A 16,692-nucleotide genomic window follows, 5' to 3' on the forward strand; every position below is an offset into this window, starting at 1 on the left:
CAAAGGCGGCAAGGCGAGAAAAGCGTGAAATAATGACGACTCAATCGTTGTGGTGCAAAGCGAAGCCAAATCAGACGTTTGTCTGATGACGTTAAAGTCAAATTGAACGCTGCCGCCGTGACGGAGTCTAGTAATACTTTAGGATGTGTTAAGGTCGGCCATGCAATCTACGCTATTTTCACCGTTAGGGTGAATTAGCGCAGCGGGTATACAACCCAAGGCGTGTGCGCGGTCCCGCGTTGCGCTGCCACTTACAGCGCAAAGGGGTGGCGCAGGCCCGGCACATGATGCACCGGACCTGATTTGATATGGTCAGCCAAGCCGTTTGTTCTGGGGGAACATCACGGCTTTTGCGGCGTCGTCCATCTCTTTTTTGAAGGTATGGCTGGCGAACAATGCCTCTGCGGCCTGCGCGGCAGGGCGGGCGTTGATGTCATCCATGAACCGCTTGAGGTGCGGCAGCTTTTCCCAGGCATCAGCGCCAAGGATAAAGGGAACAGCGCGGGCCCAGCCCCAGACCGCCATATCCAGCACGGTATAGGTGTCACCCATCATGTAGGCGCCTTCCGACAGCCGCTGGTCGATCAGACCCCAGTGACGCTCTGCTTCATAGCTGTAGCGGTTGACGGCATAGTCCTTGGGTTCTGGCGCGAAATGGGTGAAATGCACGCTTTGTCCCGAATAGGGGCCAATGCCGCTGGCGACAAACATCATCCAAGACAAAAATTGCGCCTGCGCTTCCGGCGCGGTGCCGGGCAGGAATTTGCCTTCCTTGTTGGCCAGATACATCAAGATGGCCGTGCTATCGAAAATCTTGGCATCGCCGTCGGTCATCGCCGGCGTCTTGCCATTGGGGTTGATCGCCAGAAATGCGGGGTCGAACTGCTCGCCCTTGCGGGTATCCACGGGCACCGCTTCATAGGGGGTGCCCAGCTCTTCCAGCAGCAAGGCAACCTTGGCAGGGTTCGGGGAGGGGTGGAAATAGAATTTGATCATCGGATCGTCCATTCGTGGATAAGTTGGGTTTCGCTGGCGAAGCTAAGGTGGGGCAAGGGCCTGATTGCAAGTCACAAAGCGTTGCCCGCCACGCCCGCTACATCCCCGCGCTTTCAATCTTACGTGTTTCGACGACGTTTTCGAGCCATCCGATTTTCATTTCGGGGACGGATGCGAGGAGGAGGTCTGTGTAGGTGTCGAAGGGCGGGGCGAGGACTTGTGATTTGGGGCCGTAGCGGACGACTTTGCCGCGGTGCATGACGGCGATCTGGTCGGCGATGGCTTTGACGGTGGCCAGGTCGTGGGTGATGAACATATAGGCGACGCCTTCTTGCGCCTGCAGGTCCAGCAGCAGTTTCAGGATGCCGTCGGCGACCAGCGGGTCAAGGGCGGATGTGACCTCGTCGCAGATGATCAGGCGGGGTTTGGCGGCCAGGGCGCGGGCGATGCAGACGCGCTGCTTTTGGCCGCCCGACAGCTCTGCGGGGTAGCGGTCGATAAAGCCTTTGCCCATCTCGATCTGGTCCAGCAGCTCCTGCACTCGGGCGCGTTTGGCGGCGCCCTTGAGGCCAAAGTAGAACTCTAGCGGGCGCCCGATGATGGTGCCGACGGTGTGGCGCGGGTTCATCGCGGTATCGGCCATCTGATAGATCATCTGCAATTCGCGCAGATCATCGCGGGCGCGGCCGTCCAGCGCGGCGGGCAGGGTGCGCCCGTCGAATGTGATCTGCCCGTCAGACGGTGGCAGCAGGCCGGTCACCACGCGGGCGAGCGTCGATTTGCCAGAGCCGCTTTCGCCGACCACAGCCAGCGTCTGGCCCGGCGCGATTTGGACGCTGACGTCCTTGAGCACGTCCAGTTTGACCCCCGGATAGCGGGCGGTCATGTTGTCCACGCGCAGCAGCGGGGCGGCGGGTTCCTTTTCCTTGTGTGCGATGGACCGGACCGACACCAGCGCGCGGGTGTAATCCTCGCGCGGGGCCTCGATGATCTGGCGCACGGGGCCGTGTTCGACCGTTTTGCCCGACCGCAGCACCATGATCTCGTCCGAGACCTGCGCCACGACAGCCAGATCGTGGGTGATGTAAAGCGCGGCAACGCCGGTGTCGCGGATCGCCTTTTTGATCGCCGACAGCACGTCGATCTGCGTGGTCACATCCAGCGCCGTGGTGGGTTCGTCAAAGATCACCAACGACGGGCGCGGGCACAGGGCCATCGCCGTCATCACCCGCTGCAACTGCCCGCCGGATACCTGATGGGGATAGCGCTGGCCGATGGTCTGCGGGTTGGGCAGGCCCAGCTGGCCAAACAGCTGCACGGCGCGGGCCTCGGCCTCTGCGCGGGTGGCAAGGCCGTGGCGCACCGTCGCCTCGACCACTTGGTCCATCAGGCGCATCGCGGGATTGAAGGCGGCGGCGGCGGATTGGGCGACATAGGTCACCTCTGATCCGCGCAGACCGCGCAGGCCGCCGGCCCGCTCTTGCAGGATATCGCGGCCGTTCAGGATGACCTGACCGCCGGTGATCCGCACGCCGCCGCGCCCGTAGGCCATGGCGGACAGACCGATGGTGGACTTGCCCGCGCCCGATTCCCCGATCAGCCCCAGCACCTGGCCCCTGGCCAGGGTAAAGGACACGCCGTGCACAATGGATATATCCTTGGGCGCGGCATCGGGGGGATAGATCGTCGCGCCGATCGTCAGATTGCGCACATCAAGCAGGGTATCATCCATCCCGGCCTCCTTTCAGGCTGGAAGTGCGGGCCAGCACCCAATCCGCCACCAGATTGACAGAGATCGCGAGGGTCGCGATGGCAAAGGCCGGGATCAGCGCGGCGGGAATGCCGTAGACGATACCGTCCTTGTTTTCCTTCACGATGCCGCCCCAATCCGCCAGAGGGGGCTGCACGCCAAGCCCGAGGAATGACAGGGTCGAGATGAACAGCACCATAAAGATGAACCGCAGGCCCATCTCTGCGATCAGCGGCGACAGGGCATTGGGCAGGATCTCGTGGAAGATGATCCAGCGGTTGCCTTCACCGCGCAGGCGCGCGGCCTCGACGTAATCCATCACGGTGATATCGACGGCGACGGCGCGGGACAGGCGGAACACGCGGGTGGCGTCCAGCAGCCCCATGACAACGATCAGCACGGGCAGGGTGACAGGCATCACCGACAGCACGACAAGGGCAAAGATCAGCGCCGGGATCGACATGACCAGATCGACAAAGCGCGACAGCAGCTGGTCCACCCAGCCCCCCGCCACAGCGGCGGTCAGCCCCATGACCGACCCCACGGTAAAGCTCAGGATCGTGGCGGCGGTGGCGACAAAGATCGTCGTCTGCCCGCCAAAGATGATCCGGCTGAGCAGATCGCGGCCGATGCTGTCGGTGCCCAGTAGATGCTCGGCCGAGGCGGGCTCCCAGACATCGCCGACGACTTCGGCCATGCCGTAGGGGGCAATCAGGCCGGCAAAGATCGCGCCGAAGGCATAAAGGGCGACAAAGGCCAGCCCGATCAGGGCGGAAACAGGTATCCCCCTCATTTGGGGTGCCTCAGGCGGGGGTTGGACAGGATCGACACGATATCAGCCACCATGTTCAGGCCGATGTATACGGCAGCAAAGACAAGCCCGCAGGCCTGCACGACAGGCACGTCACGCTTGGTGACGTGATCGACAAGGTATTGGCCCATGCCGGGAAAGACAAAAACCACCTCGACCACGACAACGCCGACAATCAGATAGGCCATGTTGATCATGACCACATTGACCACAGGCGCGATGGCATTGGGAAAGGCGTGGCGGGCGATCACGGTGATCGGGCGCAGGCCCTTCAGCTCGGCGGTTTCGATATAGGCGGACTGCATCACGTTCAGGATCGCGGCGCGGGTCATGCGCATCATATGCCCCAGCACCACCAGCACCAGCACCAGCACGGGGATCGCGATGGCGTGCAGCTTCTCGCCAAAGCTCATGCTGTCGTAAATCGTGGATACCGACGGAAAGATGCGGAACTGCACCGTCAAAAAGAACATGGCGATATAGCCCAGCATGAACTCCGGGATCGACACCGAGGTCAGGGTCACGCCAGAGATCAGCTTGTCCGGCCATTGCCCGCGGTAGCGCACCGCAATAACGCCCAGGATGATCGCCAGCGGCACCGCAATGGCCGCAGCACAGCCCGCAAGGAACAGCGTGTTGGCCAGACGCCCGGACATATTGGTCCAGATGTCCTGACCATTGGTCAGCGCCGTGCCCAGATCGCCGTGCAGGATGCCGCCCAGCCAGTCGAAATACCGCGCCAGCGCCGGCTCGTTCAGGCCCAGTTCCGCGCGCAGGTTCGCCAGCGCCTGCGGCGTGGCGCTTTGGCCCAGAATGGACTGGGCGACGTCGCCGGGCAAAATCTCGGTGCCCATAAAGATCAGGGCAGAGGCGGCCAGCAGCAAAAGCAGGCCCAGCGATAATCGCTGGGCCAACAAAAAGACAATCGGGTTGCGTATCACGTCAGCTGGCCAACCAGGTCTTGTGCGGGGCAAGCCCGTTCATCGTGTCCTGACCGCCATCCGCGACCCAGCCCTGCACGTCATTGCTGACCGCTTCGATAAAGTCGTTGAACATCGGCACGATCACGCCGCCTTCCTCGTGCAACATTGCACCCATCTGCGCATAGGTCGCGGTGCGCGCGGCGGGGTCCAGCTCTGCCCGGGCCTGCAACAGCAGATCGTCAAAGGCAGGGTTGCTGTAGCGGGTATCGTTCCAGTCTGCCGTCGACAGATAGGCTGTCGAATACATCTGGTCCTGCACCGGCCGGCCGCCCCAATAGGACGCGCAGAACGGCTCCACGTTCCAGACCTCGGACCAGTAGCCGTCATTGGGCACGCGCTGGATTTCCAGCGGGATCCCCGCAGCGTTCGCAGATTGCTGGAACAGCGCAGCGGCATCCACAGCGCCCGGAAAGGCGGTATCGGCCACCTTCAGCACGATCGGGCTGCCGTCATGGCCGGACGCCTTGTAGTGTTCGGCGGCCTTTTCCAGATCAAAGCTGCGCTGCGGCAGGCTGTCGTCGAACAGCGGGTAGGCGGCGTTGATCGGGATGTCATTGCCGATGGTGCCATAGCCCTGCAGGATCTTGTCGACCATTTCCACGCGGTTCACGGCGTATTTCAGGGCTAGACGCAGGTCGGGATTGTCAAAGGGTGCGGTGTCGGTGTGCATCACAAAGACATAGTGCCCGCGGCCCGAGACATTCTTGACCTCCAGGTTGGGGGCGCGGTTCAGCAGGCCCGCGACCTTGGGTTCCACCAGGTTTGCGATATGCACCTGACCCGACTGCAGCGCCGCCATGCGGGCGGTGGCATCGTTGATGACCAGGAATTCAACGCCGTCATAGTGCCCGCGGCTGTCGTCCCAATAGCCTTCGTGCTTTTCAAAGGTATACCGCACGCCCGGTTCCTGCGTGACAATCTTGTAGGCCCCCGCGCCGATGCCCGATGCCGGATCGTCGCGGCCGCCGTTCGGCTGGATCTGCAGGTGATAATCCGACATCAGATAGGGCAGATCCGCATTGGCCGTGGTCAGCGTCACCTCGACCCAATCGCCGTCGACGCGCATGGACTCGATGCCCTGCATGATCCCCAGCGCACCCGATTGGGACTGCTCGTCCGAATGCCGCTCCAGCGTGGCCAGCACATCATCCGGCGTGACGATCGAGCCGTCGTGGAAGGCAACGCCCTGGCGCACCTTGAAGCGCCAGACCTTGGCCTCCGCATCGCTCTCGACCGCCTCGGCCAGACGCATTTCCAGCGCACCGTCCGGGCTGACATCCACCAAAGGCTCGCCCAGGGTCCGCATCAGGTGAAACGTCACCGGATTCGCCGCCAGCGCCGGATCAAGACTGTCCGTGCTGCCACCGCCGCCCAGACCCATCTTGAGCGTCCCGCCCTTTACAGGCGTCTGCGCCCGCGCACCGCCCGCAAACAACGTCGCACCAACCGCAGCCGTCACCGCAAGCCCCGACGCACGACCCAAAAAAGAACGACGGCTCAAACCACCAACAATCCGCTTCGATGATCTTCTGTCCATAAATGATATCCCTGTTGTTCGGTTCTTTTCGCAGATGAATAACGTGCGCCTCTTTGTGGGCGCAGTACATACTGCGCGGAAAATCGAGCATTGTCAAAATCTTGGGCCAAAAAATTGAAGTGCCGCTGCGTTTGCGGGCTGCCGGGGCGTGCTTTTGCGCGACATCAGGTGGCCTGAAAACGACACGTTCCGGGCGGTGTTGCGGCGCGCAAAGTCCAGTAGGCTATGACCGAAAGACGCGCAGCAGGCTCATACCTGCGTCGGCAATATCGCTGATCCGGGCAAGGATATGTTCAGGCGCCAGACCGGGCGCGTCGCCTTCGGCAAGGGCGATCTTGGCCAGAAGGCGGGTCAGCCGGCGGCGGTGAATCCCCAGATGGGCCTGCGCCGGGTCAGCGATGATCCCGGCAAATGTCGTGACGATCGAGGCGGTCATGGCCAGCGCAACACCGATCGCAATCACCGTCCAGACCGGCAGTGAAACCGGAAAGACACCGTACCACGCGCCGCCCAGCGTCTGCCCGAGCGGGAAGTTCGTGACCGCAGTGGCGTGTCCGACATACCCCGATACCTTCGGGGTCAAAGAGGCGATGCCCGGTGTCGCGGTGCCGAATATCAGCCAGCCGGTGGTCAGAACGATCAGCGATGTGGTGATTTCGGCTACGGCAGAACGGACAGACGTGTAGTTGTCGATCAGCGCCTGACTGCGCGGCGTCAAAGGCGCGCCCTGCAGCAGGTCGGTGGCGATGTCAGCCTCGATCCGCTGCGCGACAGAGGTGCGCAGCATCACCCGCCGCGCCATGAGCCAGGCACCAAAGCGGCGAAATCCGATAAGCCGCGCCGTCAGCGCGAACAGCGCCATGACCAAATGGATCGGGGCAAGCGCCACATTGACCGGCGCGCGCAGCAGGTCCCACCCCAGCGCTGACCGGTGCAGGCGCAGGGTTGCGCCAAGGTGGAAATGATCGCGGACAAAGGTATCGATTGCCGCCCGTACGGCAGCTGCATTCTGGTCTGGCGCAGGTGGCATCGCGGACTTCTTTGCGAAAAGGGGCAGCTTTGGATCAATCTAGGGCAGGCGGCCTTTCTTTGAAAGGGTGCCCTGCCGACGCGGGATGTTGGCCAAGCGCCCGCGCGACCGCCGCAAGCAAATCAGCGCGGCGGACAGGCTTCATCAATCGGATATCGTCAGCCTTGTCGTCACCGCTATTCATCTGTGCCTCGCTGGCATAGCCTGACATGAATACGACCGGCACATCCGGCCATTTATGTCTGATTTTCTGTGCCAATTGCGGGCCCTGCAATTTACCCGGCATGACGATATCGGTCAAAAGCAGATCAAACCGCGGGTCCTTGCTGAATATCGCATAGGCCTCGTCCCCCGATGCGGCCCGGGTTACGTGATAGCCTGCGCGTTCGAGCATTTTGACAATCGCGGCACCGACCGCAGGCTCATCCTCTGCGACAAGGATACGTGCCAGGGTCCTGTCTGTCATTTGATTTTCCAGGGGGTCAGCATGGCCTGCTGTATCGGTTTGTTCTGCTGCCGGGAAATAAAGTCTGAATGTCGTGCCCTGATAGGGGCGGGATTCGACCTGAATAGTGCCGCCTGATTGTTTCATAAAGCCGACAATCATGGACAGGCCAAGACCTGATCCTTCGCCATATCGCTTGGTCGTAAAGAACGGCTCGAAAATAAGGGTCAGGTTTTCGGCAGCAATACCGTCACCTGTATCTGTCACGGTCATCATGACGTAACGACCGGGAACAAGTTCGCCTTGCTGGATCTTTTCGCATGCGGCATCAACCACGACATTTGCGGTTGTAATTGTGACCTTGCCCGTACCCTGCATCGCATCGCGGGCGTTCAGGATCAGATTAAGCAAGGCATTTTCCAGTGAACTAAGGTCGGCTTTGACCGGCCAAGGGTCGGGGGATAATGCCGTTTCGATAACCACGCTTTTGGGCATGGTGCGGCCGATCCACCGTTGCGCGTCCTGCACCACGACATTCAGATCCAGCACGACAGGCATCAGCCGCGCCTTGCGGGCAAAAGACAGCATGCTTTTCGTCAATTCGGCGCCCCGCATGGCAGCGGTGATGGCGTTGTTGACCAATTCGGCGTGCATGGCCGGATCGGTTTCATCCATCAGCAATTCAAGATTGCCGATGATGACGGCAAGAAGATTGTTAAAATCATGCGCCACGCCCCCGGTCAGCTGGCCGATGCTTTCCAGCTTTTGCGCGCGGTGCGATATCTCTCTTTCCTTTTCGATCTGTTGCATGGTCTGCACTTCGGTCGTGACGTCAAGAATGATGCCTTCCATCATGATCCGGTCGTTCGAAAAGATCGGACCGCCGTGAAATTCCACCCAGCGCGTCTGGCCGTCGCGCGCGGTAATCATATACCGATGGGAAAATGGTGTCGCGGTGGCCACGCTTTGACGCAGCGCCGCAAGGAAAACAGGATGATCCGCCGGATCATGTGCCGCAGTAAGCAAGGCGTTGTCGTCATAGATTTCCAGATCGGTATATCCCCAAAGCGACAGGCACTTGGGTCCGATGTAGATGATGTTCGGTTTGTCCGGATCGGTAATGTCGGTTTGAAAGACCACGCCGGGTAAATTGTCGGCAATCAGCGCGACACGCGCCATCGATTCAAGGTGGACGCGCTGTGCTTTTCGGATGTCGGTCAGGTCTGTGTGAATGGCGATCAGGCAGAATTTGCGCCCCTGACGATCAAACTCTGCGATCCAGTTTTCGCGAATATGGCGAATTTCGCCGTCAGGCCTGACAATGCGGTAGTCAAAAATGCCCTGCTCGCGGTCAGGGGAGTTAATGTCATTCATCCCCGCCAGTACAATCGGCACGTCGTCAGGATAAATCATCGACAACCACTCTGACCGTGTCATCGTCGTTGTTCCGGGCGGCAATCCGTAAATGGAAACGAAAACTTCGTCGACGGACCCTTTGTAATCGTCAAGCATACGTTCGAAAACGCCGACCTTGGTTTGCTGAAGCGCAAAGCGAAGCCGGTTTGCCATCTGCGTTGTCGATGATAGTTGACGTATCAGGTGCTGCACAAACAGGACAGTCAGTCCCGTCAATGCGACCGATGCAGCTGCTGCCGCAGTCCAGACGCAAACGTCTTGACCCCATTCAATCCACGATGCGCGAGAGCCTTCGGCGGCGAATTGAATAAACGATGATATGATGTGGAACACGGTTATACCGAATATAAATTGATAAAATGCGGATTTCGGAATGTCACTTTCAATGGTGAACGCCGTCCGAAAGCGGCTGAACAAGCCAATTGCCAGATATCCCAGCGCAAGGTTTTCGCCCCAGCCCGTCAATGTGCCATCAAATAAAACGATAAAGATATGCCAGACGGCGGCCGCAGCAATGGCACCGACAGGCCCGCCAAGGTAGGCGGCAAAAATAAATGGGCCTGCCTTTATACCAGTTTCGGCACCCGCCAAAGGCAGGCCATATGTTTCGAAACTGCCCGCCAATATGCCAAAGGCAGTTCCGATCAGCGCCTTTTGCGTTCTGGTCGCAGTGTCCAGACGCGGCCACATCAGGATGACGTATAAAAAGGTTCCTGCAAAAACCAGACCGGACAGGCTTTGAAATATGGTAAGGAACATGACCCCTCCGCTTATGCGAAGGATACTTGCATATTCTACTGCGGCAACGGGTTAAAAATACTACAAATCTTAAAAAATATATAAAATCAAAGCGGTCCGCCGCCTTTGATTTCCACGACACGGTGCGGATAGGGAATTTCGATGTCATGCGCCTTTAGCGCATTCCAGATCGCAAACAGCACGTCAGAGGTGTATTTGTTTTCTCCGTCATCGATGCCCTCGACCCAAAATTCAACGGCAAAATCGATTCCGCTGTCGCCGAAACCGCGCAATTCGCAATCGGGCGGCTCTGGTGTGTTCAGCACGCCGGGCACCTGCGCCACGGCGGCGCAGATGATATCGGGCACGCGGTTGATGTCGGTGTCGTAGCTGACGGAAAACTTCGCCTCCAGCCGGTTATTGGACCCGGCGTCGGAATAGTTCGTAACCCGCGTGACAATGAAATCTTCGTTCGGGACGACGATCCAGCGCCCGTCATAGGTTTCCAGAATGGTCGCGCGGGCCATCATCTTGTGGATACGGCCCGCTTCACCGCCATCAAGTTCAACATAGTCGCCAACGGTCGCCTGACCTTCCAGCAGCAGGATCACGCCAGAGATGAAGTTTGACGCAATCTTTTGCAGGCCAAAGCCAAGGCCGACGCCTACGGCACCACCGATCACCGCAAGGCTGGTCAGGCTGATGCCCATGATGTTCATGAGCAGCAGGAAGGCAAAGCCGAAGATCGCGAATTCTGCCGCCTTGACGATCAGCTGGCGCACGGCCGGGCGCATTGGCTGGCGTCCGATATAACCGGCCGTCTGGCTGTTGGACCAGTGGCCGAACCAGAACAGCAATGCGCCCGCAATAAGCCCGCGGATCAGGGCCAGCGCGGAAAACTGGATACTGCCGACGCCGACAACCGTGCCTTCCAGCAGGGTCATCACGGCGGGCAGGATGCCAAGCGCATAAAGCGCGGCAACGGGGACCAGCACATAGCTTGCCAGGAACCGCAGGAACGGCTCGGTCAGGATCCGCCGCGCCAGCGCGCGCGCCGCAAGGAACAGGAACACACGCTTGCCAAAGGCGATGATCGCGCCGGACCCGAACAGCGACCGCGTTACCTGTTCGCCCGCGGCAGTCAGCACATAGGCCAGCAGCGGCAACAACAGGGGCAGGAACATGCGGGCAAAACGGCGGGCTGTCGCAAAGATAGAGGTATTTCCATCCTCTGGTGTCAGCAGCGCCCGCAGGCGGGGCGCAATCATGCGGGCCAGTACAAGGGCCAGCAGGTAGGCACCGATCAAAAGGGCGAACTGCGACCACGACGCGGGGCGCAACAGCCAGTCCTGCGCAAAAGCGACACCCTGTACTGCGTAGTCACGCGCTGTTTCGACGTAGGTGCTGTCCATGCCCGTCCCCCCAATTGCCTGATTGTTGTCATGCGACAAACTGGGCCGGTCGTGCAAGCCCGCTGCTTTGGCGCGGGGTGCAGGGCGGGGGCAAAAGCCACGGGCAGAATCGTTTTGCAGCAAAAAGCAGCGCAATTTGGCCCCCGTGCAGGCGTGATTGGGCATGTTTTGGGGTGGCAGGCTGAGTTTGCCCATAATTTACGCAAATGGCGCGAAAGCTGCACATTCACGGGGACTGGCCTATCATTATCGGAGTAAAATGCAACCTAAGCATGCTGTTTGTCAGGATCATTGACGCGTTTTGCGGGTAACTGGTCGCCCGGTTTCGCAACCCCACTTGACCGTATCACGGGCAGGCGACACCTTTCTGTTACATCCGGCTGAACGCCGATCGGCAAACGCGCCTCGACCCGACCATCAGGTTAACTGATGTCTCGGGGCGGGGCTTTTTTCGTTAGGGGCATCCTTTGAAACGCACCATTCCGCTAGGCCTGCTGTATTCTGTGACCGGCAGCTATGCCCGTATCGGTCAGGCTTGCCGCACCGGCGCGCTGAACGCGATCGCGGCTATTAACGCGGATGCGGCGCGGCAGGTCGCCTTTGACGCGCTGGACCGGGATCCAGGCGGCAATATCGACCAATATGCGCCGCTGTGCGACGACATCCTGCGCCACACCACGGCGCGGCATATCATCGGCTGCGTCACATCATGGAGCCGCAAGGAAGTCATCCCGACGCTGGAAAAGCACGGCGGCACGCTGTGGTATGCGGTTCCCTACGAAGGTTTCGAGGCGTCCGATCACGTCGTTTACCTTCATGCCTGTCCGAACCAGCATCTGCTACCGCTGCTGGAATGGGCGCTGCCGACCTATGGCAAACGCGGCTTTCTGACTGGATCCAACTACATCTGGGGCTGGGAGATGAACCGCCTTGCCCGCGACACGATCCACGCCAAAGGCGGAGAGGTCCTAGGCGAGCGCTATCTGCCGCTCGGCTCTGTCGATGTCGCCCGCATGATCGAGGAAATCCGCGCCACCGCGCCTGATTTCATCCTTAATTCCCTGATCGGGCCGTCGTCCTATGCCTTTCTGCGGGCGCTGGCCGAATTGGCCGCGCGCGATCCGCGCTTTGCGCCGGACCGCTGCCCGGTGCTGTCGTGTAACATGACGGAATGCGAACTGGCCGACGTGGGTGCCGCTGCCGAAGGGCTGATCGCGGCCGGGCCGTATTTCCGCGATGGTGCAGGCTTTGGCAGCAGCCACGAGGCGGCTGCTTACCGCGCCGTCATCGCGCTGGCGGATATGCTGGAACAATCGGCGGACGCAGCCAGCCTGCCGCTTTCGGCATTGCTGGACACGCCCGCCGGGCAGCGCAGCGGCATCGACGCCAAAACCCATCACACGGCGCAGCCGGCCCTGATCGCACAGGTGCGCGGCGGCGCGTTTCAGGTGGTGCATGACGGCGGCGTGCGGGCAGGGGACCCTTATTTAACGGGGCCCGCGCCCAGCGCCAGCGTCACGCGCCTGCGGGTAATCTCGTGACCGGGGCGGTGCGCATTGCGGACCTTGGCGGCGCGCGGGCGATCATCCTGCATCGACCCCACGCCGTTGTCACCGCCCTGACGCGGCAGCTGCAAGCTGTCGGTCTGCAGGTCACGACCTGCTGGCCAGAGCTGCCGGCAGAGGCGCTGGCCGCCGACTTTGTCTTTTTTGACGCCGACATGGGCTTTGACGACCAGTTCCCTTGGGACAAGGGCACAGCCCCGATGCCTATGATCGCCCTAATCGGGTCCGAAGCGCCGGGCCGTGTCGAATGGGCGCTGGCCACGGGTGCCAATGCACAGGTGCTAAAGCCCGTAGGCGACAGCGGCGTTTACAGCGCCCTGCTGATCGCCCGCCACGGATTCGAGGCGCGGCGCACCCTGGCGGCAGAGGCTGCCGATCTGCGCCGCCGTCTGGGCGAACGGCAGACCGTGGTGCGGGCCGTGGTGCAGCTGATGCAGACAACCGGATCAGAGGATGCGGCCTATGCCGCCCTGCGTGCCACCGCGATGGACGCGCGCGTCGGACTGGAAGAGGCCGCCGCCCGCATCCTGTCGCAACCGGTCCGCCCCGTTACGAAAGGCACCCCCCGATGACCGCCGCCGCCGCTAATCCGCGTGCTCTGCCAGATACGGTCTGGGCCCGTTTGCGCCGCCGCAAGATGGCCATGTTCGGCCTGGCGCTGGTCGTGCTGATCGTCGGGGCCGCCATTCTGGCCCCCTGGATCGCCCCCTATGACCCGTTCGAGCAAAAATTCGATGGCCTGTCGATGTTCGGTGAACCACTGCCGCCCGGCGGTGCCTATGTGCTTGGCACCGATCTGTTGGGCCGCGATCTGCTTAGCCGTCTGCTTTACGGCGCACGCACATCGCTGATCATTGGCGTGGTGGCAAATGGCATTGCACTGGTGATCGGCACGGTGATCGGGCTGACGGCGGGGTTCTTTCAAGGGTGGATCGGCGCGGTGCTGATGCGCCTGACCGACCTGATGATGGCCTTTCCGGCGCTGCTGCTGGCGATCTGCCTTGCCGCGATATTCCAGCCCAGCCTGTGGATCGTGGCCTTTGTCATCGCCATGGTGAACTGGGTACAGACGGCGCGGGTCATTTATACCGAAACCAGCGCCTTGGCCGCCCGCGACTTTATCGCAGCCGAACGCACGCTCGGTGCCAGCACCCCGCGCATCCTGTTCAAGCATATCCTGCCGCATCTGGTGCCGATGATTATCGTTTGGGGCACGCTGGGAATTTCGACAACTGTCCTGCTAGAGGCGACCCTGTCCTATCTGGGTGTCGGTGTGCAGCCCCCGACGCCAAGCTGGGGCAACATCATCTTTGAAAACCAGACCTATTTTCAGTCCGCCCCCTGGCTGGTGTTCTTTCCGGGTGCTGCAATTGTTGTGCTGGCGCTGGCGTTCAATCTGGTCGGCGACGCGCTGCGCGATGTGCTTGACCCAACATTGCGAGGGTCCGACTGATGGCCGCCTATCTGATCCGCCGCCTGATCCAGTCCGCCCTGATCCTGCTGGGCGTGTCGTTCATCACCTTCTTTCTGCTGTATGTGCTGCCCGCCGATCCGGTGCGCCAGATTGCGGGGCGGTCGGCTACGCCGGAAACCGTGGCCAATATCCGCGCGCAGCTTGGCCTAGATCAGCCGTTTCTGGTGCAATACGGCCGCTATCTGGCGGGGCTGTTTCAGGGCGACATGGGCCGCAGCTATTTGCAGAAAACCGACGTGGCCACCTTGATCATGTCGCGCCTGCCGGCATCGCTTTTGCTGATGATTGCTGGCATCGGGGCAGAGCTGGTGGTCGGCCTGACCATGGGCGTTGTCGCCGCGCTGTTCCGGGGCCGCGTGCTGGATAATACGCTGATGATGACCAGCTTCGTCACCGTATCCGCGCCGCAGTTCGTGGTGGCCTTGCTGCTGCTTTACGTCTTTGCGGTGCAGCTGGGATGGTTCCCTATCGGCGGCTACGGCACGCCAGCGCATCTGGTGTTGCCTGCGCTGACGCTCGGGATCCTTGGGTCCGGCTGGTACGCCCGCATGATGCGATCCAGCATGGTCGAAGTGCTGCGCGCCGATTTCGTCCGCACCGCCCGCGCCAAGGGGCTGACCCGGTCCCGCGTCATCCTGCGCCACACGCTGCCCAATGCCATCCTGCCGGTCATCGCGATGATCGGGATCGACATCGGCATCTTTATGGGCGGCATCGTCGTCGTCGAAGGCGTCTTTGGCTGGCCCGGTATCGGGCAGCTGGCCTGGCAGGCGATCCAGCGCGTCGACATTCCCATCATCATGGGCGTCACGCTCGTGTCTGCCTTTGCCATCGTGCTGGGCAACCTTCTGGCCGACCTTGTGGCCCCACTCATCGACCCTCGTATCCGTATCCGCTAACCCAACAGGAGAGACTGAAATGAAAAAACTGCTTGCCTCTACCGCATTGATTGCAGCCATCGCGCTGCCGGCGTTTGCACAGGAAACACTGGACCCGAACGCTGTGTCCGGCGGCAATATCACCGTCACCTATAAGGACGACGTCGCCACGCTGGACCCCGCTATCGGCTATGACTGGCAGAACTGGTCGATGATCAAATCGCTGTTCGACGGCCTGATGGATTACGAACCCGGCACCACAACACTGCGTCCCGGTCTTGCCGAAAGCTATGAGATTTCCGAGGACGGCCTGACCTTCACCTTCCACCTGCGCACTGGCGTCAAATTCCACAACGGCCGAGAGATGGTGGCCGAGGATGTGAAATATTCGCTTGACCGTGTCACCAATCCGGCCACGCAATCCCCCGGCGCGGGCTTTTTCGGGGCCATCGCCGGTTATGACGCCGTCGCCAGTGGCGAGGCTGAAACACTGGCAGGCGTCACCGTCGTTGACCCGGCCACGGTGGAAATCAAACTGTCCCGCCCCGATGCAACCTTCTTGCACGTTATGGCGCTGAACTTCGCCTCTGTCGTGCCAAGCGAAGCCGTGGACGCCGCGAACGGCGACTTTGGCAAGATGCCTGTCGGCACCGGCGCCTTCAAGCTGGGCGACTGGACCATCGGCCAGAAGCTGGTGTTCGAGAAGAACGCTGATTACTGGCGCGCGGGTCTGCCCTATCTGGACACCGTGACATTCGAGGTGGGGCAGGAACCGATCGTCGCCCTGCTGCGGTTGCAGAATGGCGAGGTCGATGTGCCCGGTGACGGCATCCCGCCTGCCAAATTCCAAGAGGTGATGGGCGATCCCGCACAGGCGGCCCGCGTGGTCGAAGGCGGCCAGTTGCAGACCGGCTATATCACGCTGAACGTCACAACTCCGCCGCTGGACGATGTGAATGTGCGCAAGGCCATCAACATGGCGATCAACAAGGACCGGATTACCCAGCTGATTAACAACCGCGCCGTGCCTGCAAACCAGCCGCTGCCGCCGTCGATGCCCGGCTACACCGAAGATTACGCCGGCTACGCCTATGACGTGGACGCCGCCAAAGCCTTGCTGGCCGAGGCCGGCCTTGCTGACGGGTTCGAGACAGAGCTTTACGTCATGAACACCGACCCCAACCCGCGTATCGCGCAGGCGATCCAGCAGGATCTGGCGGCGATTGGCGTAAATGCGTCGATCCAGTCCCTTGCCCAGGCCAACGTGATCGAGGCCGGCGGCGCAGGCACCGCGCCAATGATCTGGTCCGGCGGCATGGCGTGGATTGCGGACTTTCCCGACCCCAGCAACTTCTTTGGCCCCATCCTGGGCTGCGCCGGCGCAGAAGAAGGCGGCTGGAACTGGTCCAAGTTCTGCAACGCCGATATCGACGCTGCCGCCACCGCGGCCGACAGCATGATCGACCCCGCCGATCCGGCCCGCATGCAGATGTGGTCCGACGTCTATATGAGCGTGATGGAAGAGGCCCCCTGGGTGCCGGTGTTCAACGAACAGCGCTACACCATGAAATCCGAACGCATGGGCGGCGATGATGCGCTTTACGTCGATCCGGTGTCGATCCCGGTGAACTACGACTACGTCTACGTGACGGAGTAA

At 61.1% G+C, this 16,692-nt stretch carries 13 protein-coding genes; 5 read left to right on the forward strand and 8 right to left on the reverse strand.

Translation table 11 applies throughout. From position 1 onward, the window contains the following. Window positions 1-312: 312 nt before the first annotated feature. From SJY10_RS07250 to SJY10_RS07285, 8 genes are all read right to left on the reverse strand, one after another. Entirely contained in the window at window positions 313-996 is a 684-nt protein-coding gene (locus tag SJY10_RS07250; protein ID WP_386681012.1) for a glutathione S-transferase family protein, read from the reverse strand. Window positions 997-1,093: 97 nt separating this feature from the next. Continuing rightward, entirely contained in the window at window positions 1,094-2,728 is a 1,635-nt protein-coding gene (locus SJY10_RS07255) for an ABC transporter ATP-binding protein (RefSeq protein WP_386681014.1), read from the reverse strand. Next, window positions 2,721-3,539 carry an ABC transporter permease gene (locus SJY10_RS07260; protein ID WP_386679138.1) on the reverse strand — a complete coding sequence of 273 codons (819 nt, stop codon included), beginning with the start codon at window positions 3,537-3,539 and terminating at the stop codon, window positions 2,721-2,723. Before SJY10_RS07260 ends, SJY10_RS07255 begins: the two co-directional genes overlap by 8 nt. Then, entirely contained in the window at window positions 3,536-4,495 is a 960-nt protein-coding gene (locus SJY10_RS07265) for an ABC transporter permease (RefSeq protein ID WP_386679165.1), read from the reverse strand. The genes SJY10_RS07260 and SJY10_RS07265 overlap by 4 nt, the downstream gene beginning before the upstream one ends. A 4-nt stretch (window positions 4,496-4,499) precedes the next feature. Next, complete coding sequence (locus tag SJY10_RS07270; protein ID WP_386679137.1) at window positions 4,500-6,077, reverse strand: ABC transporter substrate-binding protein; 1,578 nt, start codon at window positions 6,075-6,077, stop codon at window positions 4,500-4,502. A gap of 223 nt (window positions 6,078-6,300) precedes the next feature. Then, the gene (locus SJY10_RS07275) at window positions 6,301-7,107 is read right to left on the reverse strand and encodes a DUF6635 family protein (RefSeq protein ID WP_386681016.1); all 807 of its coding nucleotides are present in this window, start codon (window positions 7,105-7,107) and stop codon (window positions 6,301-6,303) included. A 34-nt stretch (window positions 7,108-7,141) separates the two neighbouring features. Then, on the reverse strand, window positions 7,142-9,727 hold the full coding sequence (locus tag SJY10_RS07280) for an ATP-binding protein (RefSeq protein ID WP_386681018.1): 2,586 nt from the start codon (window positions 9,725-9,727) through the stop codon (window positions 7,142-7,144). Window positions 9,728-9,813: 86 nt separating this feature from the next. Further along, complete coding sequence (locus tag SJY10_RS07285; protein ID WP_386681020.1) at window positions 9,814-11,118, reverse strand: mechanosensitive ion channel family protein; 1,305 nt, start codon at window positions 11,116-11,118, stop codon at window positions 9,814-9,816. A gap of 467 nt (window positions 11,119-11,585) precedes the next feature. Here SJY10_RS07285 and SJY10_RS07290 point away from each other — a divergent pair, with 467 nt between their 5' ends. The 5 genes from SJY10_RS07290 to SJY10_RS07310 are packed head-to-tail and all read left to right on the forward strand — an operon-like array spanning window position 11,586 to window position 16,692. Then, a complete protein-coding gene (locus SJY10_RS07290; protein ID WP_386681022.1) occupies window positions 11,586-12,659 on the forward strand; it encodes a transporter substrate-binding protein in 1,074 nt (357 codons plus the stop codon). Further along, a complete protein-coding gene (locus tag SJY10_RS07295) occupies window positions 12,656-13,255 on the forward strand; it encodes an ANTAR domain-containing response regulator (RefSeq protein ID WP_386681024.1) in 600 nt (199 codons plus the stop codon). Before SJY10_RS07290 ends, SJY10_RS07295 begins: the two co-directional genes overlap by 4 nt. Further along, window positions 13,252-14,136, forward strand: coding sequence for an ABC transporter permease (locus tag SJY10_RS07300; RefSeq protein ID WP_386681026.1), 885 nt, complete (start codon window positions 13,252-13,254; stop codon window positions 14,134-14,136). The genes SJY10_RS07295 and SJY10_RS07300 overlap by 4 nt, the downstream gene beginning before the upstream one ends. After that, on the forward strand, window positions 14,136-15,056 hold the full coding sequence (locus tag SJY10_RS07305) for an ABC transporter permease (RefSeq protein ID WP_386681028.1): 921 nt from the start codon (window positions 14,136-14,138) through the stop codon (window positions 15,054-15,056). Before SJY10_RS07300 ends, SJY10_RS07305 begins: the two co-directional genes overlap by 1 nt. Window positions 15,057-15,075: 19 nt before the next feature. Beyond that, window positions 15,076-16,692, forward strand: a complete 1,617-nt coding sequence (locus SJY10_RS07310) for an ABC transporter substrate-binding protein (RefSeq protein ID WP_386681030.1) — start codon at window positions 15,076-15,078, stop codon at window positions 16,690-16,692.

This window comes from Loktanella sp. R86503 (assembly GCF_042466455.1).
Classification (GTDB): domain Bacteria; phylum Pseudomonadota; class Alphaproteobacteria; order Rhodobacterales; family Rhodobacteraceae; genus Loktanella.